The sequence below is a fragment of the Arthrobacter sp. AOP29-A2-19 genome, from assembly GCF_058138025.1.
Map to the genome: position 1 here is coordinate 2,579,198 of NZ_CM176894.1, position 26,071 is coordinate 2,605,268.

A 26,071-nucleotide genomic window follows, 5' to 3' on the forward strand; every position below is an offset into this window, starting at 1 on the left:
GTCAGTCCTCCCCGCCCGTCGCCCCGGCCGTCGTCGTCGGGGCGCCCACCCGCGCGCGGTGGGCGTCGCGGGTCCACATCAGGCACGTCCTTGTGGCCGTGGCGACGACCGTCCCGTCCTGGTTGCGCCCCACGTGCTTCATGGTGGCGATGCCCTGCCCGGGCCGCGACGCGGAGAGCCGAACCTCGAGGACCTCGGTCTCGGTGTAGAGGGTGTCTCCGTGGAACATCGGGTGCGGGAACTTCACGTCGTCCAGGCCCAGCTGCCCCACGATGGTGCCCTCTGTCATTTGCGGCACCGACTGGCCCACCATGGTGCCGAGCGTGAACAGCGAGTTCACCAAACGCTGCCCGAAGGGTTGGGTGGCGCTCCAGGCGGCGTCGAGGTGGAGTCCCTGGTTGTTCATGGTCAGGGACGTGAAGAGGACGTTGTCCGCTTCCGTGATCGTACGGCCCGGCCGGTGGACGTAGATCACCCCCGTCCTGAGCTCGTCGAGATAGAAGCCCCGCTGTTCCACACGCTCCGGTCCCGAGTTGCTCATGCGCTCGGCTCCATCTCGGCCTCGACCGCGTCTGCCCCGGCCCCGGCCCCGGCCCCGGCCGCGTCGGCCCCGTTGGGCCCGCGCCCCGGTGGTTCGAGGGTCGCGACTACTTGGTTGGCCTTGACGAGGTCGCCCACCTTGAGGCCTCCAATGCGTGCGACGCCGTCGCCCGGGGAGAGCATGTGGTGTTCCATTTTCATGGCCTCGACGGTCGCCAGCACTTGGCCGGCGGAGACCCGTTCGCCGTCCCCGACCCGCACCGCGATGACGGTGCCCGGCATGGGCGCGCGCACTTCAGGGGAGGCTTCTCCCGTGCCGCGGTCGATGGCCGCGAGTTGGCGGGCCAGCCTCTCGGCCCGGTCCAGCGGCTTGATGGCCGCCGCCCAGCCGTCGTGGCCGAGCCACACGGTCCCGTCTTCGGAGACGGCGGTTCGTGCGCCGCGCAGCACGCCTTCCACGGCCAGGCCGGCGTCCCCCACCGCGTCCACCGTTAGTTCCGAGCCGTCGATTGTCACGGCGGATCCGGTGGGCGTCGCCCGCAGCGCGGCGGCGACGGTCCGCCCCTCGACCTCCAGGTGCACCAAGGTGGCCGCGTCCCGGCCCACGCGCCAGCCGTCCCCCCGCCCCCAGGTCCGGGCGTTGTGGCCGTCTGCGCGCCCCCTCCCGGCCCGTTGGCAGTCTTTGGCAATGTGGGCAACCAGGGCAAGCTCGGCACGCGAGACGGTCCGGAACAGCATGTCCGGAGTCTTGCGCCCGATGAGGTTGGTGTCCAGGCGGCCGGCGGCCACGTCGTCGTCGGCGATCAGCATGCGCAGATACTCGATGTTCGTGGGCAGGCCCAGAATGCTAGTGGTCGAGAGCGCCCGGTCCAGCAGCGCCATGGCCCGCGCCCGATCCTGGCCCCACGCGATGACCTTGGAGAGCATCGGATCGTAGAACGCCGAGACCTCCAAGCCCTCGCGCAGCGACGAGTCGACGCGCACGTGCCGCCCCTCCGGTTCGGCAACGGCCAGTACGGTGCCGGCCGATGGCAGGAACCCGCGGGACGGGTCCTCGGCATAGACGCGCGCCTCGACCGCGTGCCCCAGCAGGCGGACCTGGTCTTGGGAGAAGTCCAGCGGCTCCCCCGCGGCAATGCGAACCTGCCACTCGACCAGGTCCAGGGGCCTCCCGTCGACCCGCACCACCTCCTCGGTCACCGGGTGCTCGACCTGAAGGCGGGTGTTCATTTCCATAAAGAAGAACTCGCCCGGGTTTTCGTCGCTGACCAGGAACTCCACGGTTCCCGCACCGACGTAGTCGACCGAGCGGGCCGCAGCCACCGCGGCCGCCCCGAGCTCCTCCCGGATCCGGGCCCCGTCCGGCAGGGACTCCAGGAGCGGCGAGGGCGCCTCCTCGACGACCTTCTGGTGACGGCGCTGCAACGAGCATTCGCGCTCCCCCAAATGCACCGTGTTGCCGTGCCGATCGGCCAGGACCTGGACCTCGATGTGGCGCGGGTTGCGCACCAGCCGCTCCAGGAGGAGCGTGTCGTCGCCGAACGCGCCAAGCGCCGTGCGGCGGGCGCTGGCCAGCGCGTCGGGCAGTTCGGCGGAGGATTCGACGACGAACATCCCCTTGCCGCCGCCCCCGGCGGAGGGCTTGATCAGCAGGGGGAAACCCACCTCCGCCGCCCCGGCCGCCAATGCGGCGTCGTCGAGCCCCGGACGGGCAATCCCCGGGACCACCGGAACGCCGTGCGCGACCACGTGGTTCTTGGAACGGATCTTGTCCCCCATCAGGTTGATGGAGGCCACGTCCGGTCCGATGAACGTGATGCCCGCCAATGCCAGGGCCCGCGCGAACTCCACGTTCTCCGACAGGAAGCCATAGCCGGGGTGTACGGCGCCGGCGCCGGCGCGGCGGCAGGCCTCGAGGATCGAACCGATGTTCAGGTAGCTGTCGGCGGCAGGCGCGGGGCCGACCCGCACCGCGACGTCGGCCTCGGACACGTGCCGCGCCCCGGCGTCGGCGTCCGAATACACGGCGACCGAGCGGATGCCCAGCCTCCTGAGGGTCCGGATGACGCGGACGGCGATCTCGCCGCGGTTCGCCACAAGCACCGTCTTGAAGGGTCTGCTGTTCACGATGGTCCGTTCTGGTCGGAGGGTCTGGACGGCAGGCGGGGCTACATGCGAAAAACGCCGAAGGACGTGTCCGGCAGCGGCCGGAGGGCGCAGACGTCGAGTGCCATGCCCAGCACCCGCCGGGTGTCCGCCGGGTCGATGACGCCGTCGTCCCACAGCCGGGCCGTCGAGTAGTACGGATTCCCCTGGGACTCGTACTGCTCCCTGATGGGCGCCTTGAACGATTCCTCGTCCTCGGCGCTCCACGAGCCACCCGCACCCTCGATCTGGTCGCGTTTCACCGTGGCCAGAACGGAGGACGCCTGGTTCCCGCCCATCACCGAGATGCGTGCGGCCGGCCACATCCACAGGAAGCGCGGGGAGTAGGCGCGACCGCACATCGAGTAGTTGCCCGCGCCGAAGGATCCGCCGATGACAACGGTGAGCTTGGGGACCCGGGCGGTGGCGACGGCCGTGACCATCTTCGCGCCGTGCTTGGCGATGCCCCCGGCCTCGTAGTCCCGGCCCACCATAAATCCGGCCAGGTTCTGCAGGAACACCAGCGGGATGCCGCGCTGGTCGCACAGTTCGATGAAGTGGGCGCCCTTGAGCGCGGACTCGGAGAACAGCACCCCGTTGTTTGCCACGATCCCCACCTTGTGGCCGTGGATGCGCGCGAACCCGGTGACCAGGGTGGCTCCGTACCCGGCCTTGAACTCGTGGAATCCGCTGCCGTCGGTGATTCGTGCGATGACCTCGCGCACGTCGTAGGGCGCGTTCACGTCCGTGGGGACGGCCCCATAGAGTTCGCCGGCGTCCACCAGGGGTTCGGCCACGTCCGCCGAGACCTCCCAGGCGGGCGCGGGAGTCGGCGGCAGCGTCTCGATGATGTTGCGGACGATCGCGAGGGCGTGGTCGTCGTTTTCCGCCAGGTGGTCCACCACGCCGGAGGTCTGGGCGTGCAGTTCGCCGCCGCCCAGGTCCTCGGCGGTGACGATCTCGCCGATGGCGGCCTTCACCAGCGGCGGTCCGCCGAGGAAGATGGTTCCCTGGTTGCGGACGATCACCGTCTCGTCGCTCATGGCCGGGACGTACGCGCCTCCCGCGGTACAGGATCCCAGGACGGCCGCGATCTGCGGAATCTTGCGGGCGGAGAGGTTGGCCTGGTTGTAGAAGATGCGCCCGAAGTGCTCCCTGTCCGGGAAGACCTCGTCCTGCATGGGCAGGAAGGCGCCCCCGGAATCGACGAGGTACACGCAGGGCAAGCCGTTGTCCAGGGCTATCTCCTGCGCGCGCAGGTGCTTCTTGACCGTCATCGGGAAGTAGGTGCCCCCCTTGACGGTGGCATCGTTGGAGATCACCAGGACGTGGCGGCCGTGTACCAGGCCGATGCCGGCGATGACGCCCGCGCCGGGACACTCCCCTCCGTACATGTCCTCGGCCGCGAGCGGCGCGATCTCAAGGAACGGGGACCCGTCGTCGAGGAGCACCTCCACACGCTCGCGGGGAAGAAGCTTGCCGCGGTCCCGGTGGCGCCGGCGCGATGCCTCCGGTCCGCCCAGTGCCGCCCGGTCCAGCCGGGCGCGAAGTTCGTCCACGAGGGCCGACTGCCGGTCCGCGTTCCCAACGAAGCCGGGATCGGTGGTGTCAACGCTGCTGGTGAGGGTGTCCACTTGGGCTCTTTCGTTGGGGTTCGGGTGCCGCGCCGGGCGGGAAGGATTCGATCGGCCCGGACGCGGGGGCGTGCGTGCTCCCGGGTTCGCTACCCAGGCGCCGCGGGACAATAACGAATCCAACGCCGTCCAGCGTCGCCGCATCGACATCGAGGATGCGGCACGCCATGTTCACGAAGTACTGCTGCACCTCGTCCAGCCGCAGGCGACCGTCGGCCCGGAACCAGTGGGCGACGCCGGTTCCCATTTCCATCAAGGCCAGCCGGGTTATGGTGAGGTCTTCCGTGCTGAAGGCCCCCACGCGCGCCCCGCGCTCAAGCACTTGGGCGAAGAGCGACTCGTACTCGTCGCGGAGCGCCTGCATGGACGCGCGGTTGGCGTCGGAGAGCGCGCGCATCTCGTGGTCGGTGACCCGGGCCGTGAGTTGGTTCGTTGCGGTGAACCCCACGTGCGACGAGATGAGTCCGGCCAACTGGATGGCCGGCTCCGAGCTTCCGCGCAGCGCCTCGGATCCGGACCTGATCAGTTCGTCCAGGCAGTCGCGCATGATGCTCACCAGGAGGTCTTCCTTGCTCCCGACGTAGTGGTAGAGGGTTGCGGAATTGATGCCGGCGGCCGCCCCCAGTTCGCGGATTCCCGTCGCAGCGAAACCCCGCGCGGCAAAGAGGGCGACGGCTGCCTGCTGGACCTTTCCCAGGTTCATGACCGTGGCACCTCCCCATCGACGAACCGCACCCAATCGATCGATCGGGCACCTTCGACAATTAGAGCCCAGCGAGGCGAGATTCGTCAATCACTCGATTGGGACTGGGCGTGCTTCAAGAGGCATCGCCACTGAAGGACCGCCTAGGCGCGCAGGCGCTCCAGCTGGGCATCCAACTGCGCCTCGAGCTGTCGGGGCGAGTTGAACTTCGGGTCGAGCACCGCGACCACTTGGGCCCCGAGCAGGAACGTCAACAGGCCCTCCGCGATGGTGGCGACCGGAAGGCCCGCCTTGATGGAGCCGGATTCCCCGGCCTCGCCGAGCCACCGCTCCATCGACGCCCTCCACTCCTTCATGGCCGCCGCGTTCGTCGCCGTCTTGCCCGCGTCGTGGATGGCCATCTGCCAGAACGGAATCACCACCCGCGCCTCGTCCAGGCGGACAGCATCGAGCGGAAGGATCTCCAAGCCGAAGGCGCGCAGCGCGGCGAGGCCGCCCAGCCCGGCGACGGACGCCTCGATGCGCAGGTTCGTTCGCTCGAAGACGTACAGGTACGTCGCCTGGACAAGGCTTTCCTTGGTGGGAAAGTACGGCTTGATCGCACCGTTGGCGAACCCCGCCTCCGCCGCCACGTCGCGCAGCGTCATGGCCTCGATCCCGCGGCGGGCCACGACGCGCCACGCGACCTCCACGAGATCCTGGCGCCGTCGGTTGTGGTCAACGATCTTCGGCATGCTGACATCGTATCCAGCCGCGGCGCCCCGCCTCCCCCGCCGACCATCCCCCGTGACGCGACAGGCCACAGAAGAAATCCCTTGTGCAGCCGGTCGCTTGATCTTATTCTCTACGTAGAGAGAATAATAAAGTGGCCCGCATCACATCTCCCGGCCGACTCGTTCCCCCCTTCCGAAAGGTCACCATGTCACCGCAGACGACTTTGCCCGCCCACAGCGAAACCGCCCACGCCCTCGCGACCCCGGAAGAGATTGCCGTGGCACGAGGCGTGCTGATGGAGGCCGGCCACTTCGGGGATTCCACCAGGGTCGCGTACTCCGGACTCGTCGACCCGCCGCGGGGCGCGGACCGGGCATCCGCGCCGGACCGCCGCTTCAGGGCCTTCCTGCTGGACACGGCCGGCGGACGACCCAAGGACGTCGTCGTCTCGGTGACCTCGTCCGAGGTCGTCAGCGTCGTCGAACTCGACACCTCGCTCACCGGCGAACTTCCCGTGCTGGACGAGGAATATGGGCTCGTCGAGGAGATCCTCTCCACGGATCCCGCATGGCTCGCGGCGCTCGGGAGGCGCGGGCTCGACGTGGCCGGTGTCCGGGTGGCCCCGCTGTCGGCAGGCGTGTTCGAGTACCCCGAAGAAAAGGGCCGGCGCATCCTGCGCGGCCTCGCGTTCCGTCAGACCCATGCCGAGGACTCCGCGTGGGCCCATCCCATCGACGGGCTCGTCGCATACGTCGACGTCGCCGCACGGACGGTGGATCAGGTGTTGGACTTCGGCGTCGTTCCGGTTCCCGCGGAGCACGGCAACTTCACGGATCCGGAGCTGACGGGACCGCTGCGCACCTCGCAAAAGCCCATCAGCATCACGCAGCCTGACGGGCCCTCCTTTACGGTCGCGGGCGGAAACCATGTGGTGTGGGAAAAGTGGAGCCTCGACGTCGGCTTCGACATGCGCGAGGGGCTGGTGCTGCACAACATCGGCTTCGAGGACGGCGGCCGGGTCCGGCCCATCCTCGACCGCGCGTCCATCGCCGAAATGGTCGTGCCCTACGGCGATCCCTCGCCGGTCCGCAACTGGCAGAACTACTTCGACACGGGAGAGTACATGCTCGGCCAGTTCGCGAACTCGCTCGAGCTCGGGTGCGACTGCCTCGGAGAAATCCACTACATTTCCCCCACGATCACGGATGCCTTCGGCAACCCCCGGACCATCAGGAACGGGATCTGCATGCACGAGGAGGACTGGTCCATCCTGGCCAAGCACTCCGACCTGTGGAGCGGCGTGAACTACACGCGCCGCAACCGGCGCCTTGTCATCTCGTTCTTCACGACCATCGGCAACTACGACTACGGCTTCTACTGGTACCTCTACCTCGACGGCACGATCGAGTTCGAGGCAAAGGCCACCGGCGTCGTCTTCACCAGCGCGCAGCCTGCCAAGGACTACCCCTACTCCTCGGAGATCGCGCCCGGTCTGGGCGCTCCGTTTCATCAGCACCTCTTCGGCGCCCGGCTGGACTTCGCGCTGGACGGCGGCCCGAACCGGATCCTGGAGGAGGAGGCGGTCCGCGTCCCGGTGTCGGCGGAGAACCCGCGCGGCAACGCGTTTACGCGCAAGCGCACCCTGCTGGCGCGGGAATCCGAGGCGGGACGGGACGCGGACATGGCCGCCGGCCGCACGTGGATCGTGCAGAACGCCGGCTCGCTCAACCGCCTGGGCGAACCGGTCGGATACAAGCTGCACCCGGAGGGAGCGCCCACGCTTCTTGCCGACGCCGATTCCTCCGTCGCACGGAGGGCCGCCTTTACCACCAAATCGCTCTGGGTCACCCGCTACAACGAGGACGAACGGTACCCCACGGGCGATTTTGTGAACCAGCATGCCGGGGGCGCCGGACTCCCCGAGTGGATCCAGGCCGATCGGGGATTGGACGGCGAGGACCTGGTGGTCTGGCACACCTTCGGGCTGACCCACTTCCCGCGCGTCGAGGACTGGCCGATCATGCCCGTGGACACGGCCGGGTTCAAGCTGCGGCCCGAGGGCTTCTTCGACCGCTCCCCCGTCTTGGACCTCCCGGCCCCGTCGTCGGGATCAACGTGCCACCGGTAGCGGCCGGCACGCGGGAGCACGCGGCGCCGCCGGCCCCCGCGGCGCGTGCCGGGAGTGCGGCCGCAGGCACGTGGACGGTCCACACCAACGGGTGCCGTCCCCTTGCCGGCAGGATCGCCGCGGGGCTCGGCGCCGCGGCACTCGTTGCCCACCTGTGGCTTCTGGCCACACACGGCCACGGTCCGCTGCCAACCACCCTCTTCCTGCTGATGTCGGTCGCCTGCGCGCCCTGCATCGTCCACGCCTCCCGTCGCCCCTCGCCCGGGAATCTGGCGTTGCTTCAGGCCATGTCCCTCGTCATGGCCCTCGCACACGTCGCCCTGGCGCTCGGGGTGCCGGGTCTGGGCATGCCGGACCCTGGCGCCCACACCGCCCACGCGGGCCACTCCGGCCCGCCGGAAATGCAAGCAAGCGCCACCCTCGGATCCCTGAACATGCTGGCCGTCGCCTGCCTCGAGCTCCTAGTCGCGGGCGTCGCCGGATACGCCAGGCGTTCACCTTCACCCCGACCCGGGACCGCACCAATCCCCTCCAAGGAGACAGCACCATGACCATCGCACCAGCCACCACCACCTACCGGGACCTGTTGGCCTTGATCGAGCCGGGTGACGGCGGGCGGGAGATCAACGACCCCGCGACCGGGGAGACCGTGGGCCGCGCCCCCGAACACACCCCCGCGGACCTGGACGCCGCGCTCGCCGCGGCCCGCACCGCCCAACCCGGGTGGGCGGCCCTGACCCACGCCGAGCGCTCCGAATTCCTCGAGCGGGCCGCGGACGCCGTGGACGCGTCCGCCGAGGCCCTCGCCGAGCTGCTCTCCCGCGAGCAGGGCAAACCGCTCAACGGCCCCAACGCCCGCTTCGAGGTCGGCGCGTGCGCCGCGTGGCTCCGCGCGACCGCGGCCCTCGAGCTCGCCCCCGAGGTCCTCGTCGACGACGAGGGCGGGCGCGCGGAGCTGCACTACCGCCCGCTCGGCGTCGTCGGCGCGATCGGACCCTGGAACTGGCCCATGATGATCTCCGTCTGGCAGCTCGCCCCGGCCCTGCGGATGGGCAACACGATCGTGCTCAAACCCTCCGAACACACCCCGCTGTCCGTCCTGGCCCTGGCCGCGGTCCTGAACCGCGGGCTCCCGCCCGGCGTGCTCCACGTCGTCTCCGGCGACCGCGAGGTCGGCGAGGCCCTGGCCGGGCACCCCGGCGTGGACAAGGTCATGTTCACCGGGTCCACCGCGACCGGGAAGGCGATCATCCGCTCCAGTGCGGACACCGTGAAGCGCCTGACCCTGGAGCTCGGCGGGAACGATGCCGGGATCGTCCTGGACGACGCCGACCCGGCCGCGATCGCCGAGGACCTGTTCTGGGGCGCGTTCATCAACACCGGCCAGACCTGCGCGGCCCTGAAGCGGCTCTACGTCCACGAGGACCTCTACGAGGCGGTGTGCGGGGCCCTGACCGCGGTCGCGGAGGCCATGCCGATGGGCGTGGGACTGGACGAGGGCAACGTCCTCGGGCCGCTGCAGAACCGGGCGCAGTACGACGTCGTTGCGCGCCTGGTCCAGGCCGCGAAGGACTCCGGCGCCCGGGTGCTGCTCGGCGGGAACCCGGACGCGGACCGGCCGGGGTTCTTCTACCCGGCCACGCTGGTCGCGGACATCGACAACGGGAACCCGCTGGTCGCCGAGGAGCAGTTCGGGCCGGCCCTGCCGATCATCAGGTACTCCACGCTCGACGAGGCGGTCGCGATGGCCAACGGCCTGGACGTGGGCTTGGGCGCGTCGGTCTGGTCCTCGGACCCGGCCCGGGCGCGGGAGGTCGCGGCACGGCTCGAGGCCGGGACCGTGTGGATCAACAAGCACGGCGCGGTCGACCCGAGGATGCCGTTCGGCGGGACCAAGCAGTCCGGCTACGGACTCGAGTTCGGGCTCGAGGGCCTCAAGGGCCTCGGCGCCCCGCAGGTCATCAGCAACTAGCCACACCACACCGATCCACTACGCACACCGATCCTCCGGCGCCGCCGGAGAGACGACCCTCGGCCCGGGCAGGGGCCACGACGTTCCAGGAGAAGACATGGCACTGCAATCCACACATCTAGAGGCCCCGGCCTCGGCCGGGCTTGGGCGCCGCCGCCTCGGGGTCCCTGCACTGGTGTTTATGATCATCGCGGCCTCCGCCCCGCTCACGGTCGTCGCCGGTGGCGTCACCAGCAACTACGCGGTGAGCGGACTGTTGGGGATCCCGTTGTCGTTCGTTGTGCTCGGCGTCGTGTTGTTGGTCTTCTCGGTCGGATACACGGCGATGAGCCGCCACGTCCACAACGCCGGGGCCTTCTATGCCTACATCGCCCGCGGGCTGGGAAAACCCGCGGGAATCGGGGCGGCGTGGATCGCCCTCGTCTCTTACAACGCCATGCAGATCGGCATCTACGGGCTGTTCGGCTTCGCCCTGTCGTCCTTCCTCGGCGGATTCACCGGTAAGGAGATCCCGTGGTGGTTGTCCGCGGCGGCGGGGTGGATCGTCGTCGCCCTGCTCGGCGTGAACAAGGTGGACCTCTCCGCCAAGGTGTTGGGGGTCCTGGTGGCTCTGGAGTTCGCCGTTGTGGTGGTCTACGACGTCCTCGCGGTCGGAGTGGCGCCCGAGGGTGTCACCGCCGCGTCGCTCGCCCCCGGGAACCTCTTCACGGCCGGGGTCGGCGCGGCCCTCGCTTTCAGCATCGCCGCCTTTATGGGCTTCGAATCCGGTGCGATCTACAACGAGGAGGTCAAGGATCCCCGTGTGACCGCGCGTCGCGCAACGCTCATCTCGGTGGCCGTGATCGCAGGTTTCTACGCGCTCTCGGCCTGGGCGGTGGCTGTGGGCGAAGGCGATTCCGCCGTCGTCGGCCGTTCCCGCGAGCTCGGACCCGATCTGATGTTCGTGTTCCTCGCCGAACACGGACCCGGATGGCTGGTGGACCTCTCGTCCCTGCTCTTCATCACCAGCCTGCTCGCCGCCCTGATCGCGTTCCATAACGTTGTGGCCCGCTATCTCTTTTCCCTGGGCCGCGAGGGCATCCTGCACCCCGTGTTGGCGCGCACGAACCCCAGGACGCAGGCGCCCGCCGCGGGCTCCCTGACCCAATCCGGGCTGGCCCTGCTCCTCCTGCTTGTGTTCGCTTGGGTGGGCGCCGGCCACGAATACGGGCCGCTGTTCCCCGTGCTGACACTTTTCACCTGGCTGACGAACACCGGGGCCTTCGGGCTGGTGCTGCTGATGGCGCTGACATCCTTCGCGGTGATCGGATACTTCCGGCGCAACCCGCACGGCCTCGGCGTGTGGACGCGAACTGTGGCACCCGTCCTGGCCGGGGTCGCCCTCGCCGCGCTCTTCGGGGCGATCGTCGCAAACTTCGAGGTGCTGATTGGGCTGAAGGAGGCCGGCGTCCTGTCCTGGCTGTTGCCGGCGACCGTGGTGGTGCCCGGCATCGCGGCCTTTGTGTGGGCTTTCCGCCTGCGCAGGGTCAGCCCCGGCACTTACGCGCGCGTGGGCGAGGGCGGAGAGTCGGAGGAGGCCGACGGATAGGCCTAGAACGCGGCGGCGGAACGGCCCGCACGACGGCGATCCAGTCAGCATGGTGATGGCTACGAACCGGTCCCCCCCGGTTCGTAGCCATCTTCCCCAACGTGCACCTTCCCCAGTGCGTACGGCCCGCCGGTTCCCCCCAAACGCCGACCGTGCCGTAAGTGTCGCTCGCGCCCGCAGGCTTCCACAAGGGTAAAAGTGGATTTCGTGTCAACTTGGGACTGGTGGGTCGAATGAGTCACCACCGGGCCGACGCCGAACCCATCTGCACGAGGCTGGCGGGCTTCCGTGGCTCCGGACCCGACGACGTGGGGGACGAGGCGGGCCCGGGCCGTCACCAGTCTCAAGGGCGGCCGTGCCGCCCGAGTCCGTGACGGTCCAATTCTAGGTCCGCCGCACCCAAAACAACATGGAAGAACCGGCGGATCCCGGGCTCGACCACGCCCGGGCGAGCGGCTTCTAGCCTTCGCAGTCCTTGCAGAATTTGATGCCGTTCTTCTCGCGTGCCACCTGCGACCGGTGGCGGACCAGGAAGCACGAGCCACAGGTGAATTCGTCCGCGCCCTGCGGCACGACCGTCACGTTGAGCTCCTCGTCGGTCAGCTCGGCGTCAGGCAAGGTGACCCCGTCAATATTCTCGGACTCGTCCAGCTCGGCCGAGACGTTCCGCGCATCCGGAGCGCCCATTGTCTGGACACTCTTGAGCGTGGCATCCGATGCCTCCGCTACATCCGGGCGCATCTCGTCGTAGTCCTGGGCCATGTGGCTCCTTCAATCAGTGTTCTGGTCGGTGGCTAGGGTACACGCTCGGCGGGCCGCGTGGAGTTTCCCTCGCGAATCTTAATCGAACAGACACCAAGGGGCCCCGCGTGCGGTCGCCGGCGGTGCCCCGCCGCCGCCGCTGCCGAGGGCAAGCCCGCCAACCACGAACCACCCGGCGAACTCAACGAGGACATAGGCCGTCCGGGACGCGCAAACGAGCAGGACATCCAGCGGCCAGGCCACATGCTCGCGGAACGGGCAGGCTCTCCACCCGGCCGGGCCCAGAACCCAACAAATTTCAGTCCCGAGAACTTGTTGATCGTTTTTTTTTCTGTCCCAAAAATCCCATTGAACCCATAGGATTACGCTCGGACAGGCCCTCGGGCGGCGCAGAGCGGCCGTCTCCCGGCCCTCGCCACCACACCAACGAGAGGGCCGCCATGGGCACCGCACTGATACGACGATCCGCCGCGCTCGCACTCGTCTTGTGTTTGGCGCTGGTTCCCGCGGCGCTCCCACCGGGCTCGGCCCCGGCGGCGGAGGCCGCGCAGCAGCTGGCCGCGCCGAGGCTAGTGGAGGCCCACTACGAGGGGCTCGCGCTTTCTTGGCCGGCCGTCCAGGGGGCCCGGTACGAGTTGCGGCAGGCAACCAGCGCCGACTTTTCGGATCCGGTCGTCACCGAGAAGGTGAACAGTCGCTACGCCGCCGGCCTCGCCAACGCAACCACCTACTACTTTCAATACCGGACGCTGACACGACCGGCCGGAACCCCCACCGGCGAATACCGACGCTCCTCGTGGTCCGGTACCCTCAGGGCCACCACCGCCGCGGCGTATCCCGGTGAGATCTCGGTGACGGTTGGCCGCGGGGCCGACAGTGTGCGCGTTTCCTGGAACCGGGTGGCGAACGCCACGAAGTACTCCGTACTGGTCGCCGACAACCACGCCATGACCAAGCGCCCGCGCAAGTACAGCGACATCACCGGAACCAGCCTGACCGTCTCCAACCTCACCCACGGGTCCCGCTCGGGGATGCCCGTTTTCGTCAAGGTCTACGCGCATAACAAGGACTACAGGACCAGGTTCTCCAACCGGATCACGTCCTATGCGGCGGCACCAACAGTCGGCGGAAGCGAGCCGCTCAGCGTCGCCTCCTTGAACCTGCTGTGCCCCAGTTGTAGGGTCTCCGGGGTCGTCGTTCCGCACTGGAACACCAGGGTCGCCACGCACCTGCGCACCATTGCCGCCAAGAACCCCGACGTCCTGCTGATGCAGGAGGCCATCAACATGAACATCCCGGGGTCCACCGTACGGTCCATGGTGGACTTGCGATCGCGGTTGAAGAAGCTCGGCTACGCCCTCGACCGCATCCCGGAGGACGGTCCCCAATACGCGAATCGGATCGCGTACAAGACAGCGAAGTACACGGTGGTCAAGCGCGGCACCTTCGCCCTGCCTGTCGGCAGCGGCGAGTCCAAGCGAGGCGCCGCGTGGCTTCTCCTCAAATCCAAGGCGACCGGCCGGCAGTTCTACGCCGTTTCACTCCACGTTTCGCCGCTGCTGCCTGTGACCGGCGCGGTGTCGCGGACCTCGACCATGCAGATCGTCGACAGGAAGATGGCCGCGCTGAACCCGGGCAAGTTGCCCGTTGTCGCGGGGGGCGACATGAACTCGAGCTTCTACGTGGCGCCGTCGAACACTCCGCATGAGTTTATGGTGAGGGCCGGCTGGACGGACACCGCGTCGTCGGCGTCGAGGATCGACTATCTATACCCGACGACGAACGGCTACAGGAAGCAGGTCGACCAAAGCTTCGGCCGCATCGACTATGTGTTCACCAAAAACATCGCCGGTACGGCATCTCACGAAAACGTCCTGAACATCGACTCCGCCGGGCGGCTCCGCTCGGTGCCCGGATCCGACCACAACATGGTCCTCGCGAAAGTGAAACTGAGATAGTTCGGCCGGAGGCTGCCGGCCGACGCTAGCCTTTCACCACGGACGCCAAACGGCGGCACGGCACCAAGCACCCCTGGAGGACACACGGTGAGCACGGAACTCAAGGTTGGGGATCAGGTCAGCTGGAACTCGGATGTTGGCCGCGTTTCGGGGAAAGTTACCAAAATCCATACCAAGGATTTCCAGTTTATGGGTCGCCAACGGCGTGCCAGCCCAGACGATCCCCAATATGAGGTTGAAAGCGCAAAGACCGGAAACCTAGCCGCACACAAGGGCGATGCGCTTCGGAAGCGGGCATGATCGACGCACGCGCAGCGATGGCCACAAGCCGGCTGAACCGGCTTGTGGCCATCTTTCCCCCCACTGGCCCCACCCGTGGTCAATAACCACGCGCGTTGTTGTTATGCATTCTGACCGCAACCGGCACATAAGACAACACCTAATGTGAAGTTTTCTTCATATTCTTTGGCGGCACGGCGCCGGGCCCGGCTCCGTGGGGGGACGAAGCGGGCCCGGGCCTGTCACCAGGCGCCGGAACTTGAAACGGCGTGGGACGCGATCATAGTAAATCCGGGCGCGGGCAACGGATACCTTGCCGCCGCGAAATACGGCAATTTCACCCTCGAACTGGCCGAATTGTGATGCTGCACGACACGCCCCAAAGGCCTCGGCAGCGGATGGTTCGCGATATTCTGGTCTCACACGCCACATTTGTTTTCAGGGGTTTACTCATGCCACGACCGATCATCGCCCGTCCACTCCAGCTGAGCATCGGATTGTGGATCCTTGCCGGGGCATTCACCCTTTTCGCCGCGACCACCAGCGGACCGTTCGGCAATTTCTCTTGGGTGGACCTCGCCGCCCGCGTCCTAGGCCTGGTGGCGGCCGTGCAGTCGCTCGCCGCGATCCTTCGGATAGCCAACTCGCAAACCGACGCCGTGCCGGCACCGGACGCCGCCGCGGCCGAATTGCGCGGACCAATCCCAAAAACCTAGGCCGGCCGGCGGTTCTCGCTTTCGGAGGCCACGCCGGGGCGCTCGGACCGCGGAAGCCTCGGCCTGGCCGTATGCGCTGATCCCGGCGTCGTTCCGGTCGAATGTCGCAGTCAGGTTCATCCGCGCCGCGGACCACTAGCTCACGCCCGCCGGGCCATCGCGAGAAGTGCGGAATGTGGAGCCCCCTACCGGATTCGAACCGGTGACCCCCTGTTTACAAGACAGGTGCTCTGGCCAGCTGAGCTAAGGAGGCACGCTGGAACCAAACCTCGGCCAGCATGAACAAGGGTAGCCCACCGGGCTATCCGCGCGGAAACGCAGCCGGCCCCGCGCCGTCGGAACGGGGCGGGGCCGGATCGCCGCGGACGGGTCCGCCGCGCCGCTAGTCGTTGATCAGGCCCTGGGCCCAGGCGACGAAGTCGGGCTCGGCCTCGGGGTGCCATTCCTGCCCCTGGACCCACACGCTCGGGGTGCCCGGGATCCGGTCCCGCACGGCCGCCTCCTGCGTGAACTGCGCGAACGGACGGAATGTCCCGTCTTCGATGCATGAGTCCACGGTGGCCCCGTTGTCGCGGGCCAGTTGGGCCAGTTCGTCGTTGTTCATCTCGCCCTCGGCATGGTGGGCGAAGATCGCCTCGGCGTAGGACAGGTACGACGCCGGGGCGGCGTCGGCCACGCAGGCCAGCGCGTTGGCCCCGCGCGAGGAGTAGTTGGTCGGCGACGAACGGTCCAGGTACGCGACGTTGCGGTATTCGAGCGTGACGTCCCCGGCGCCCAGCCACGTCTTGAGTTGCCCGGCGAACTGGGCCTCGAAGTCCGCGCAGTGCACGCAGTTCACGTCCACGTAGAGGACCACCTGGGCAGGATCAGCCGCGGGCGCCTCGGCGACGCCGCGCGGAGTCGGAGCACCGGCCTCGGTCGGAGCCTCGCCCAGCGGCGCCACATCAACGGTGGCCGGCGGCGTCTGCGCTACCTCGGTGCCCGAGACCAGGACGATGCCCCCGTCCGCGTTGCCGCCCTGCGGCGCCGGACCGGCGTCGGCGACGTCGTTGTTGCTGTTCTGGATCACGATGGCTGCGATGACGGCGATGATGGCCACGACCGCGACCACCAGCCCCAGCTTGATGTAGAGGGACTTGCGCTTCGCGGCCTTTTCCTGCTGTTCGCGCATGATGCGCGCCTTTTCGCGCGCGTCCGCCGTCCGCTCGGCTTTGCTCGGGCGGGGGGTATTGGCTGCCATGAAGGACGGGTCCTTGTCTCTCGCTTCGGCTGTTTGAACTTGCCGTCAGTTTAGTGCACACGGGCTACGGAACCCGCCGCGCGGATCGTCAGTCGGGCCTCGCTTGACCTAGGCTCAGGTGTAAGAGATACGTCGCCCAACGAAGGAGACCGTCCGTGCCAGCGGCCAAAAAGTCCAGCCCGCAAACGAAGCAGGGACACGGCAGCTACGACTTCGTGGTGGTCGCCAACCGGCTCCCCGTGGACCGCGTCACCGACGCGGACGGATCCGCGCACTGGCAGCGGTCCCCCGGGGGCCTGGTGACCGCGCTCGCGCCGGTGATGGCCAAAGCCGACGGCGCCTGGGTGGGCTGGCACGGTGCCCCGGACGAGGAGGTCGGCGCGTTCGACGACGGCGGCATGCACCTGGTTCCGGTCCCGCTGTCGCGCGCCGACGTCGAGCTGTACTACGAGGGCTTCTCCAACTCCACGCTCTGGCCGCTCTACCACGACGTGATCGTGTCCCCCGAGTTCCACCGCACATGGTGGGACCGCTACAAGGAGATCAACCGCCGCTTCGCCGACGCGACCGCCGAAGTCGCGGACACGGGGGCCACCGTGTGGGTTCAGGACTACCAGCTGCAGCTGGTTCCGCAGATGCTGCGCCAAAGCCGCCCGGACCTGAAGATCGGGTTCTTCAACCACATCCCGTTCCCCCCGCTGGAGATCTTCGCGCAGCTCCCCTGGCGCCGGCAGGTGCTTGAGGGACTCCTCGGCGCCGACCTCGTGGGCTTCCAGCGGCAGAGCGACGCCAACAACTTCCTGCGCTGCGTGCGCCGGTACATCGGTTTCACGGTCAAGGCACAGCAGGTCCACGTGCAGGACGACGACGGGACTCCGCGCCGGGTCTCGCGCGCCGAGGCGCACCCCATCTCGATCGACTCGGCACACATCGCGGAGCTCGCGCAGGACCCGGAGATCCGGGCCCGGGCGGCCGAGATCCGCGAGGAGCTGGGAAACCCGGACACCATCCTGCTGGGCGTAGACCGGCTGGACTACACCAAGGGCATCCGGCACCGGATCAAGGCGTTCGGCGAGCTGCTGGCGGACGGGGAATTGGTGGTCGGGGAGGCAACGCTGCTGCAGGTGGCCAGCCCCAGCCGAGAGCGCGTGGAACACTACATCGCCCTCCGGGACGAGGTCGAGCGCACGGTCGGCCGGATCAACGGCGAATACGACAGCATGAGCCACACTGCCGTCCGCTACCTGCACCACAGCTATCCCATCCGCGAGATGGTCGCCCTGTACCTGGCCGCGGACGTCATGCTGGTCACGGCCCTGCGCGACGGCATGAACCTGGTGGCCAAGGAATACGTCGCGGCCCACGCGGACAACCGGGGCGTGCTGGTGCTCAGCGAGTTCGCCGGCGCCGCGGACCAACTGCGCCACGCCGTGCTCGTCAACCCGCACGACATCGACCGGCTCAAGGCGGCCATCATGGAGGCGGTCCGCATGCCCGCGACCGAGTCCGCCCGGCGCATCAGGATCATGCGGCGGCAGATCGTCGCCAACGACGTCAACCGCTGGTCCAGGTCCTTCCTGGACTCGCTCGCCGGGACGGCATCCTGATGGGGGACGCATTGGGCTCACCGCTACACTCGGCCATCGAGGCGCTGGCCGAAGCGCGCCACCTGCTGGTGGCGATGGACTTCGACGGCACCATGGCGCCTTTCACGGACCGGCCGGAGGACGCGCGGCCGCTGCCCGCGGCCGCGCGGGCCCTCGCGGAGATCGGCGCGCTGGACAACACAACGACGGCGCTGCTCTCCGGGCGACACCTCGACAGCCTGCGCCTGGTCGCCTCCCCCGGCGACGGCGTCCTGCTGGTCGGCAGCCACGGGGCGGAGCGGTGGGCCCCGGAGGCCTACTGGTCCGGCGCCGGCGACCTCGCCCTGGACGCGGCGCAGGCAAATCTCCTGGAGACGGTGCGGACACGGCTGGAACGCGTCGCCACCGAGCACCCGGGCGCGCTGCTGGAGACCAAGCCCGCCGGCATCGTGCTTCACGTCCGGCAAAGCGCCCCGGAGACCGCCGCGGCGGCACTCGCCGCCGGTCGCGCGGCCCTCGCGGATCTCGAGGGCGTACGGCTCTCCGACGGGAAGGCCGTCCTGGAATCCTCGGTGGTGAACGCGGACAAGGGAGCGGGCCTGGAGTGGCTGCGCGAACTCGTGGGCGCCGACGCGGTGCTGTTCGTCGGCGACGACGTGACCGACGAGCACGCCTTCGCCGTGTTGCGCCCCGGCGACGTGGGCGTCAAGGTGGGCTCCGGGGAGACCCGGGCCGGCTACCGGGTCGACGGGACGGCCGACGTCCCGGCCCTTCTCCAAACGGTCCTTCGTGTGAGACGATTGTGACACCATTCACAACGGATCGTCGGGCACGTACCTGCCCGTGAAGGGATTGATCAGTTATGGCATCCGTCACTTTTGACAATGCAACCAGGCTTTACCCGGGCACCCAGAAGCCCGCCGTCGACAAGTTGAACCTCGACATTCAGGACGGCGAATTCCTGGTCCTCGTTGGACCCTCCGGCTGCGGCAAGTCCACGTCGCTGCGCATGCTCGCGGGCCTCGAGGACGTCAACGCCGGCCGCATCCTCATCGGGGACCGGGACGTCACGGACGTTCCGCCGAAGGACCGCGACATCGCGATGGTCTTCCAGAACTATGCGCTGTACCCGCACATGTCGGTCGCGGACAACATGGGCTTCGCCCTGAAGATCGCCGGCGTGGACAAGGAAGAACGCGCACGCCGCGTCCTCGAGGCCGCGAAGCTCTTGGACCTGCAGGACTACCTGGACCGCAAGCCGAAGGCGCTCTCCGGCGGCCAGCGCCAGCGCGTTGCCATGGGCCGCGCGATCGTCCGCAGCCCGCAGGTGTTCCTCATGGACGAGCCGCTGTCCAACCTCGATGCCAAGCTGCGCGTGCAGACCCGCACGCAGATCGCGTCCCTGACCCGCCGCCTTGGCGTCACCACGGTGTACGTGACCCACGACCAGGTCGAGGCCATGACCATGGGCGATCGCGTCGCCGTCCTGAAGGACGGCCTGCTGCAGCAGGTGGACACCCCCCGCAATCTCTACGACTCCCCCGCCAACGTTTTTGTCGCCGGATTCATCGGATCGCCCGCCATGAACCTGCTGGAACTGCCCACCGTCGCCGAGGGCATCCAGTTCGGCGACGCGGTCTACCCGGTCGCCGCCGAGACGCTGGCGTCCGCGAACGGCAAGACCGCCACCGTGGGCGTCCGGCCCGAGGACCTCGAGGTCGCCCCGACCGGACAGGGCCTCGCGGTTGAGGTCGACGTCGTCGAGGAGCTCGGCGCCGACGCCTACGTCTACGGCCACGCCACGCTGGACGGCTCGGAGCACAACATGGTGGTGCGCGTGGACGGCCGCAAGCCGCCGTTCAAGGGGGAGACCATCTACGTTCGCCCCCGCTCGGGCCACGTTCACCTCTTCGATGTCCGCACGGGCCTTCGCCTCGGCGGGGAGTCCCCCGCCGGCACCCCGGAGGCTTCCCTGGCCGACGTCGAGTCGCTGGCCGAAGAGGAACAGACCACGGCCTAGGCACCACGGACGACGGCGGCCACACCTCCCGGGTGCGGCCGCCGTCGCCGTCTGAGCACCTCCGAAGCGACGAAGACCGAGGAACGCATGCCCCGCCACAACGCGAACTGGCACGACGAACCCACCGACTACTCCCAGCGCGGCAAACTGCCCCGCGAGTCCTCCACGGATGACGCGGCCGGGCCGTCGGGGTCCCTGAACATCACGGCGTCTACGTCGGATCCCGCGCTGTTGGACCTGCCGTGGCACGTCACGCTGGAGGAGTGGCCGCAGCGTTACCTGGCGGCTCTGCCCCGCGGCATCTCTCGTCACGTCGTCCGGTTCGCCCTGCTCGGCGATTCGGTGATCGCGGTCAAGGAGACCGGGGAACACATCGCCCGCCACGAGTACCACATGCTGCGCAAGCTCCGACGGCTGGACGTTCCCTGCGTCGAGCCCGTGGCCGTGATCTCCGCACGCACCGCTCCGGACGGCACCGAACTGGACCCCGTGCTGGTCACCCGCCACCTGAAGTACTCCCTCCCCTACCGTGCGCTGTTCTCGCAGAAGTTGCGCCGGGACACGCTGACGCGGCTGATCGACGCCCAGGCCCTGCTGATGGTGCGCCTGCACCTGGTGGGCTTCTACTGGGGAGACGTCTCCCTCTCCAACACGCTGTTCCGCCGCGACGCGGAGGCGTTCGCCGCGTATCTGGTGGACGCGGAGACCGGAGAGCTCTACCCGGAGCTGTCCTCCGGCCAGCGCGAATACGATCTCGAGATCGCGCGCGTGAACATTGCCGGGGAGCTGATGGATCTTATGGAGGCCGGCCTGATCGAGGACACGGTCGACCCGCTGGCCACCAGCGAGCAGATCATGGACAGCTACCGCGGGCTGTGGGCCGAGCTGACGCGCAAGGACAAGTTCGACGTCGGCGAGCGCTGGCGGGTGGAGGAGCGTATCCGCCGCCTGAACGACCTCGGCTTCGACGTCGACGAGATCTCACTCAAGACCACGGCCGACGGGGGCCAGCTCCAGATCCAGCCGAAGGTTGTCGACGCCGGCCACCACCAGCGCCGGCTGATGCGGCTGACCGGCCTGGACGTCGAGGAGCGCCAGGCGCGCCGGCTGCTCAACGACATCGACGCGTTCCGCGCCAAGCGCCATCCGGACAAGGACGAGGAACTCGCCGCCGCCCTGTGGGTCAACGAGGTCTTCAACCGCATCACGGACGCCATTCCCCGCGAGCTACACGGCAAGCTGGAGCCGGCACAGATCGTCCACGAGGTGCTCGAGCACCGCTGGTACATCTCCGAGAAGCGCGGCGGCAACGTGCCCATGGTTGAGACGGTGGCTTCCTATGTGGAGAACATCCTCCGCCATCGCCGGGACGAGGCCGCCATCATGCTGAACCCGCCCAGCGAGGTCCTGGACGTCATCGACCTCCGCGAGCGGGACTAGCGACCCTCGGGCACCGCGACGCCGGGCAGCGCCCAGAGTGCCGCGGCGGGGCCGTCGCCCTCGAGCGCAACGACGGCCGTCTGCGCGCCGCCGGGCGTGGCCGTGATCCGCCCCGCGGACCACAGCGGCGCCGGCGCTCCCGCACCCACCAGTTCCGCGGGAAGCTCCACCCCGCTGAACGCGGCACGGGACGCCGCGACCAACACCGAGCCTTCGGCGTGTTCCCGGACGAAGACGAGGACGTCGCCCTCCGCGTGAAGCCAGCGGATGCCCCCGTCCGTCAGCGCCGCGTGGCTGGAGCGCAGCCCGGACAGCTCCGCGTAGAGCGGCCGCAGGTCCTCCAGGATCCGCGACGGGTCCGCCCACGGCATCGGCGTGCGCGAGTCCTCCCCGTTGAAGCCCTTGAGGCCGAACTCGTCGCCCATAAAGACCATCGGGATGCCGGGCAGGGCGAACTGCAGGGCCACGCAGACCCGCTGGCCGCCGGGGACGACTGCGGACGCCGCGCGCGCCGTGTCGTGGGTGTCGATCGCGTTCATGTTCGCCAGCCGCACTGCCCACGGAAACGCCGCGGCGAAGTCCAGGTGGGTGGCGAGGAAGTCCTCGCCCTCGATCCGGTCCGGCCCTCGCTGCGGCACGCCGAAGTAGTCCGGCCAGGCCTGCTTGTCGCGCCGCGGCGCCCCGCCGTCCGCCGGGGCCGCATCCATCGCGGCCTCGACCACCGCGTGGTGCTGCGTTTCCGCGGCGGCCGGGTCCAGCGCGACGCCGGGTGCGCTGTCGGCGGCGAGCCACTGCCAGAGCGGTCGGGTGAAGTTCGTGTACGTCATGGCGCCCTGCCAAGTGTCGCCCTGGAAGTCGCGGGCGGCGTCGGACGTGGATTCGGCCAGCAGCATCGTGTCCGGCTTGATCCGGCGCATCTGTTCCCGGATCAGGGACGCGACCTCGTGGTTGAGGTCGTCCGCGCCCATCCGCCCGGTCATGTTGCCCACGTCGATCCGCCACCCGTCCAGGTTGAACGGGGGCCTAAGCCACCGCGAGACCATGGAGTCGTCGTCGAGGATGAACTTGCGCCGCAGGCCCTCGGAGTTCCAGTTGAACTTCGGCAACGAGGGGACACCGAGCCAAGCCACGTACTCGGTGTTGTCCTTCGAATAGTAGTAGTACTCCGATTCCGCGGCCTCGGGATGGCGGAACGACTTCCTGAACCATTCGTGGGCGTCGCCGGAGTGGTTGGTGGTGAGGTCCCCGATCACCTTGAGGCCCCTCGCGTGGATCTCGCGGATGAGGTCCACGAGCGCCTGGTCGCCGCCGAGGAGCGGGTCTACGCCGAGGAAGTCCGCGGCGTCGTACCGGTGGTTGGACCGGGCCGGAAACATCGGCGTCAGATACACCACGGTGGCTCCGAGGCCTTGGACGTGGTCGAGCTTCCCGCGAATTCCCTCCAGGTCTCCCCCGTAGAACTGGTACGGCGTCTCCGGGCCCCGCCCGATGACCTCCGTCGTGTCCCAGTCGCAGGCGATGGCCCACTCTGGCGGTTCGCGGGTGTCGGCCGCCGCCGACCGGGCAAAGCGGTCGGGGAAGATCTGGTACATCACGGAGCGGTGGACCCAGTCGGGCGTGGGCTCGAAGGTTCCGATCCGGAAGTCCTGCGCGTCCGGGACATCCCGGGTGAACAGGCCCTCGGCGTTGATCCAGTAGGGCCGCCCGCCGGAACGCACCAGCCACCGGTAGTTCTGCAGAGGGTTCGCCAGCGTGAGCCCCGCCTCCCACCACGTCCAGCCGCCGGAACGGCCCACGCGCACGGCGGAATCGTAGTGCGGCTCGGCGTCGCGGACGCTGCGCACCCACACGTGTTCCACCTCTCCGAAGGTGTCCGGCACGCGCAACCTGATGGGAACCTTCGCGCCCAGCGTGGGGGTCGCGTCCCCCACGTGCAGGGGCGAACCGTCGTGATGGGGTTGCGAGATCATGCCGTTCCGTTCTGACGCAGGTAGATGCCAACGAGCCTAGCGCGCCGCGTGCAGGATCCGCGTGACGAGAGTCAGCCCTTGACTCCGCCGGCGGTCAGGCCGCTGGAGATGTAGCGCTGGAGGAACAGGAACAGCGCCATCACCGGTACGGCGGCCAACACGGCGCCGGCGGCAAACACACCCCAGTTCTCCGATCGTTGCTGGGCCACGTAGGAATACAGGCCCACCGCTAGCGTCTGCGAATCCGGGTCGGTCAAGACCACGGAAGCGATCACGAACTCGCTGGAGATCCCGATGAAAGCCAGCAGTCCCACCACGGCCAGGATGGGCGTCACCAGCGGCAGGATGATCTGGAAGAACACCTGGACGTGGCTGGCCCCGTCGATCCTCGCCGACTCGTCCAGCGACGCCGGCACCGAGTTGAAGAACCCGTACATCAGGTACGTGTTCACGCCGAGCGCCCCGCCCAGGTAGACCATGATGAGCCCGAGCGAACTTCCCAGGCCGACGGCCGGGATGATGTCCCCCATGAAGTTCAGCAGCAGGAAGATTGCGACCACGGTGAGCAGCTGCGGGAACATCTGGAGCAGCAGCAGGGTAAGCAGCCCCGCGCGGCGTCCCTTGAAGCGCATCCTGCTGAAGGCGTAGGCGGCCAGCGCGCCCAGGAAGACCGTCAGGGCCGACGTCGTCAGGCCGATGACCATGGTGTTCACGAACCACCGGCCAAACGGCCGGTCCTGGTTGGCGAACAGCGCCTCGAAGTTGCCGAAGTCGATTCGGCTGAACAGGGCGTTGGAGCCCGCCATGGTGCCCGTCGAGTTCAGGGCGGCGGAAAGGACGTAGAGCAGCGGGAAGATGGAGAAGAGGGTCGCCAGCACGGCCACCAGGTGGCGCCATCCCTTCTCGCGGAACCAGCGTCCGAAGGACATCTTGATCTCGCCCCGTGCGTTGGTGCGCCCATTGTTGGCGAGCTCGGCGAGGGCTGTCTGCGGAGCCATCAGTTGATCTCCTCGAGGGACTTGGTCTGCTTGAAGCTAATCGCCGAGACTGTCGCGACGATGACGAAGATGATGATGGCCAGCGCGCTGGCGAGGCCGTAGTCGCGGCCCGTTCCGGTGCCGAACGCCACCTTGTAGACCATGGTGATCAGGATGTCCGTCGCACCGACGTCGAATGTGGTGTCGTCGAAGCGCGGACCGCCGCCGGTGAGCATGTAGATGACATTGAAGTTGTTGAAGTTGAAAGCGAACGAGGAGATCAACAGCGGAGCCAGGGACACCAGCAACAGCGGAAGCTTGATGGCCGTAAAGATCCGCAGGGGGCCGGCGCCGTCCATCTTTGCCGCCTCGTCCACCTCTTCGGGGAGGGACTGCAGGGCGCCGGTGCACACCAGGAACATGTAGGGATAACCGAGCCAGAGGTTCACCAGGATGACGGAGAACTTCGCGAGCCAAGGATCCGAGAGCCATGGGATATCCGCGCCGCCCAGGATCGCGTTGTTCACGAAGCCGAACTCCGGGTTCAGCAAGCCGGACCAGACCAGGCCGGAGAGGAAGGCCGGGAACGCGTAAGGCAGGATCATCAGGATGCGGTAGATGCGCTTTCCGCGCAGGTCCGCCCGGTTGAACGCGATCGCCAGAAACAGGCCCAGGGCGAACGTGGTGGCGACGGAGAGGACGGCGAAGGCGAAGGTCCAGAGGACCACCTGCAGCAACGGGCCCTGTAGGTTCGGGTCGGTGAAGGCCCTCTCGAAGTTCTTGAAGCCGACGTCGATCTTCCATCCCGTGGACAGCTCCGAGCCGTCCGGCGCGGCGAAGGTGCCCTCGCCGCTGTCGGTGTAGACGACTCCGGTCACGGTGTCGGTGAAGGTATCGGCGGCCGCGTCGTAGCTGAGCTTGGGTTTGAAGACGAAGGCGGTGGACCCGTCCGCGGTGCGCAGCGTGCCGTCCTCGGGATTGTCGGTGATCGGAACGGCGAGCTGGCCGATGGCCTGTTGGTTGGCCAGCAAGTCCGTGAACTCGAGCGTCCGGTAGCCCTCGGCGCCGGTGGCCGCACCGGTGGGTCCGGTGGACGTGGGGGCGATCGCCTCCAGGGGCTGCCCGTTGCCGCCCACCTGGACGGCCCCGGTGGGATCGGTGACCAGCAGGAAGTACTCGCCGTCGCGTTCCAGCACGGACGTGGCGTACTGCGGCGAGTCGGGCACACGCTCCTGCGCGGAGATTTGGATCGACTGGATCGCGTCCTCTTTGGTGGAGTTGTGCCCGTCGCCGTAGTTGGTGAACGCAATGTAGGTGGAGAAAATCATCACGAACACTTGGAACAGCAGGAGGAAGAACACGCCCGGCGCAAGATACTTGGCGGGTAGGCCGCCCCGGCGCAGGTAGATCCAGTTGATGACCAGCGTGACCGCCAGGCTGACGGCGAAGATGAGCCATTCGCCGCTGGCCGCGAGTTGCAGGAGGACGAAGGCCGCGACCGCGTCGACCAGCCCCAACAGGACGATCTTGACGAGGGTCCCGGTGACCGAGTCCGAACCGCGGCTCCGCTTGGGGGACCGTTGGGTGGGTTGCGCGGCCGGTCGTGTGGTCGCCGGTGCTGTGACTGCCATGTTCTCTTGCGCTTTCGTTGTGAAGGCCCCGGGCAGACCGGTACCGTCGACGAGCTAGGGTCCGGGGG

At 68.3% G+C, this 26,071-nt stretch carries 21 protein-coding genes and 1 tRNA gene; 11 read left to right on the forward strand and 11 right to left on the reverse strand.

Going from position 1 to position 26,071, the window contains the following annotated elements:
• Window position 1: 1 nt before the first annotated feature.
• The 5 genes from AC3ZJJ_RS11950 to AC3ZJJ_RS11970 form a co-directional block, all read right to left on the reverse strand.
• The gene (locus AC3ZJJ_RS11950) at window positions 2-541 is read right to left on the reverse strand and encodes a MaoC family dehydratase (RefSeq protein WP_489892043.1); all 540 of its coding nucleotides are present in this window, start codon (window positions 539-541) and stop codon (window positions 2-4) included.
• Window positions 538-2,667: an acetyl/propionyl/methylcrotonyl-CoA carboxylase subunit alpha gene (locus AC3ZJJ_RS11955; RefSeq protein ID WP_489892044.1), complete on the reverse strand. Its 2,130-nt coding sequence runs from the start codon at window positions 2,665-2,667 to the stop codon at window positions 538-540. The genes AC3ZJJ_RS11950 and AC3ZJJ_RS11955 overlap by 4 nt, the downstream gene beginning before the upstream one ends.
• Before the next feature lie 41 nt (window positions 2,668-2,708).
• Window positions 2,709-4,319 (reverse strand): carboxyl transferase domain-containing protein, encoded by a 1,611-nt coding sequence (locus AC3ZJJ_RS11960; RefSeq protein ID WP_489892045.1) that lies wholly within the window; start codon window positions 4,317-4,319, stop codon window positions 2,709-2,711.
• Complete coding sequence (locus AC3ZJJ_RS11965) at window positions 4,294-5,022, reverse strand: TetR/AcrR family transcriptional regulator (protein WP_489892046.1); 729 nt, start codon at window positions 5,020-5,022, stop codon at window positions 4,294-4,296. Before AC3ZJJ_RS11965 ends, AC3ZJJ_RS11960 begins: the two co-directional genes overlap by 26 nt.
• 143 nt (window positions 5,023-5,165) lie before the next feature.
• A complete protein-coding gene (locus AC3ZJJ_RS11970; RefSeq protein WP_489892047.1) occupies window positions 5,166-5,756 on the reverse strand; it encodes a TetR/AcrR family transcriptional regulator in 591 nt (196 codons plus the stop codon).
• A gap of 185 nt (window positions 5,757-5,941) precedes the next feature.
• Here AC3ZJJ_RS11970 and AC3ZJJ_RS11975 point away from each other — a divergent pair, with 185 nt between their 5' ends.
• The 4 genes from AC3ZJJ_RS11975 to AC3ZJJ_RS11990 all read left to right on the forward strand — a co-directional run bounded on the left by AC3ZJJ_RS11975 (window position 5,942) and on the right by AC3ZJJ_RS11990 (window position 11,424).
• Window positions 5,942-7,864 (forward strand): primary-amine oxidase, encoded by a 1,923-nt coding sequence (locus tag AC3ZJJ_RS11975; protein WP_489892048.1) that lies wholly within the window; start codon window positions 5,942-5,944, stop codon window positions 7,862-7,864.
• Complete coding sequence (locus AC3ZJJ_RS11980) at window positions 7,852-8,415, forward strand: hypothetical protein (RefSeq protein WP_489892049.1); 564 nt, start codon at window positions 7,852-7,854, stop codon at window positions 8,413-8,415. Before AC3ZJJ_RS11975 ends, AC3ZJJ_RS11980 begins: the two co-directional genes overlap by 13 nt.
• Window positions 8,412-9,836 carry an aldehyde dehydrogenase family protein gene (locus AC3ZJJ_RS11985; RefSeq protein ID WP_489892050.1) on the forward strand — a complete coding sequence of 475 codons (1,425 nt, stop codon included), beginning with the start codon at window positions 8,412-8,414 and terminating at the stop codon, window positions 9,834-9,836. Before AC3ZJJ_RS11980 ends, AC3ZJJ_RS11985 begins: the two co-directional genes overlap by 4 nt.
• A 97-nt stretch (window positions 9,837-9,933) precedes the next feature.
• Window positions 9,934-11,424, forward strand: a complete 1,491-nt coding sequence (locus AC3ZJJ_RS11990; RefSeq protein ID WP_489892051.1) for an APC family permease — start codon at window positions 9,934-9,936, stop codon at window positions 11,422-11,424.
• 459 nt (window positions 11,425-11,883) lie between these two features.
• Here the strand turns inward: AC3ZJJ_RS11990 and AC3ZJJ_RS11995 are convergent, their stop codons facing one another.
• Window positions 11,884-12,186 (reverse strand): DUF4193 domain-containing protein, encoded by a 303-nt coding sequence (locus AC3ZJJ_RS11995; RefSeq protein ID WP_489892052.1) that lies wholly within the window; start codon window positions 12,184-12,186, stop codon window positions 11,884-11,886.
• 440 nt (window positions 12,187-12,626) lie between these two features.
• Here AC3ZJJ_RS11995 and AC3ZJJ_RS12000 point away from each other — a divergent pair, with 440 nt between their 5' ends.
• From AC3ZJJ_RS12000 to AC3ZJJ_RS12010, 3 genes are all read left to right on the forward strand, one after another.
• Entirely contained in the window at window positions 12,627-14,144 is a 1,518-nt protein-coding gene (locus AC3ZJJ_RS12000; protein WP_489892053.1) for an endonuclease/exonuclease/phosphatase family protein, read from the forward strand.
• Between the two features lie 87 nt (window positions 14,145-14,231).
• Window positions 14,232-14,444: a hypervirulence associated TUDOR domain-containing protein gene (locus tag AC3ZJJ_RS12005; RefSeq protein WP_489892054.1), complete on the forward strand. Its 213-nt coding sequence runs from the start codon at window positions 14,232-14,234 to the stop codon at window positions 14,442-14,444.
• Window positions 14,445-14,875: 431 nt separating this feature from the next.
• The gene (locus tag AC3ZJJ_RS12010) at window positions 14,876-15,139 is read left to right on the forward strand and encodes a hypothetical protein (RefSeq protein WP_489892055.1); all 264 of its coding nucleotides are present in this window, start codon (window positions 14,876-14,878) and stop codon (window positions 15,137-15,139) included.
• A gap of 176 nt (window positions 15,140-15,315) precedes the next feature.
• On the opposite strand, the gene AC3ZJJ_RS12015 is transcribed toward AC3ZJJ_RS12010, so the two are convergent.
• Both AC3ZJJ_RS12015 and AC3ZJJ_RS12020 read right to left on the reverse strand, forming a co-directional pair.
• Window positions 15,316-15,392: transfer RNA gene (locus AC3ZJJ_RS12015), tRNA-Thr, on the reverse strand.
• Between the two features lie 129 nt (window positions 15,393-15,521).
• Entirely contained in the window at window positions 15,522-16,379 is an 858-nt protein-coding gene (locus AC3ZJJ_RS12020; protein WP_489892056.1) for a DsbA family protein, read from the reverse strand.
• 155 nt (window positions 16,380-16,534) lie between these two features.
• Between AC3ZJJ_RS12020 and AC3ZJJ_RS12025 the strand changes: the two genes are divergently transcribed.
• From AC3ZJJ_RS12025 to AC3ZJJ_RS12040, 4 genes are all read left to right on the forward strand, one after another.
• A complete protein-coding gene (locus AC3ZJJ_RS12025; RefSeq protein WP_489892057.1) occupies window positions 16,535-17,986 on the forward strand; it encodes an alpha,alpha-trehalose-phosphate synthase (UDP-forming) in 1,452 nt (483 codons plus the stop codon).
• A gap of 11 nt (window positions 17,987-17,997) precedes the next feature.
• Window positions 17,998-18,771 (forward strand): trehalose-phosphatase, encoded by a 774-nt coding sequence (gene otsB, locus AC3ZJJ_RS12030; RefSeq protein ID WP_489892058.1) that lies wholly within the window; start codon window positions 17,998-18,000, stop codon window positions 18,769-18,771.
• 56 nt (window positions 18,772-18,827) lie between these two features.
• On the forward strand, window positions 18,828-19,985 hold the full coding sequence (locus tag AC3ZJJ_RS12035) for an ABC transporter ATP-binding protein (protein ID WP_489892059.1): 1,158 nt from the start codon (window positions 18,828-18,830) through the stop codon (window positions 19,983-19,985).
• 87 nt (window positions 19,986-20,072) lie between these two features.
• Window positions 20,073-21,425, forward strand: coding sequence for a DUF4032 domain-containing protein (locus AC3ZJJ_RS12040; RefSeq protein ID WP_489892060.1), 1,353 nt, complete (start codon window positions 20,073-20,075; stop codon window positions 21,423-21,425).
• Here the strand turns inward: AC3ZJJ_RS12040 and AC3ZJJ_RS12045 are convergent.
• The 3 genes from AC3ZJJ_RS12045 to AC3ZJJ_RS12055 form a co-directional block, all read right to left on the reverse strand.
• A complete protein-coding gene (locus tag AC3ZJJ_RS12045) occupies window positions 21,422-23,395 on the reverse strand; it encodes a glycoside hydrolase family 13 protein (RefSeq protein ID WP_489892061.1) in 1,974 nt (657 codons plus the stop codon). The two genes, AC3ZJJ_RS12040 and AC3ZJJ_RS12045, sit on opposite strands and share 4 nt — an antisense overlap.
• 71 nt (window positions 23,396-23,466) lie before the next feature.
• Window positions 23,467-24,324: a sugar ABC transporter permease gene (locus AC3ZJJ_RS12050; protein ID WP_489895823.1), complete on the reverse strand. Its 858-nt coding sequence runs from the start codon at window positions 24,322-24,324 to the stop codon at window positions 23,467-23,469.
• A 68-nt stretch (window positions 24,325-24,392) separates the two neighbouring features.
• The gene (locus AC3ZJJ_RS12055; RefSeq protein ID WP_489892063.1) at window positions 24,393-26,003 is read right to left on the reverse strand and encodes an ABC transporter permease subunit; all 1,611 of its coding nucleotides are present in this window, start codon (window positions 26,001-26,003) and stop codon (window positions 24,393-24,395) included.
• Between the last annotated feature and the right edge of the window lie 68 nt (window positions 26,004-26,071).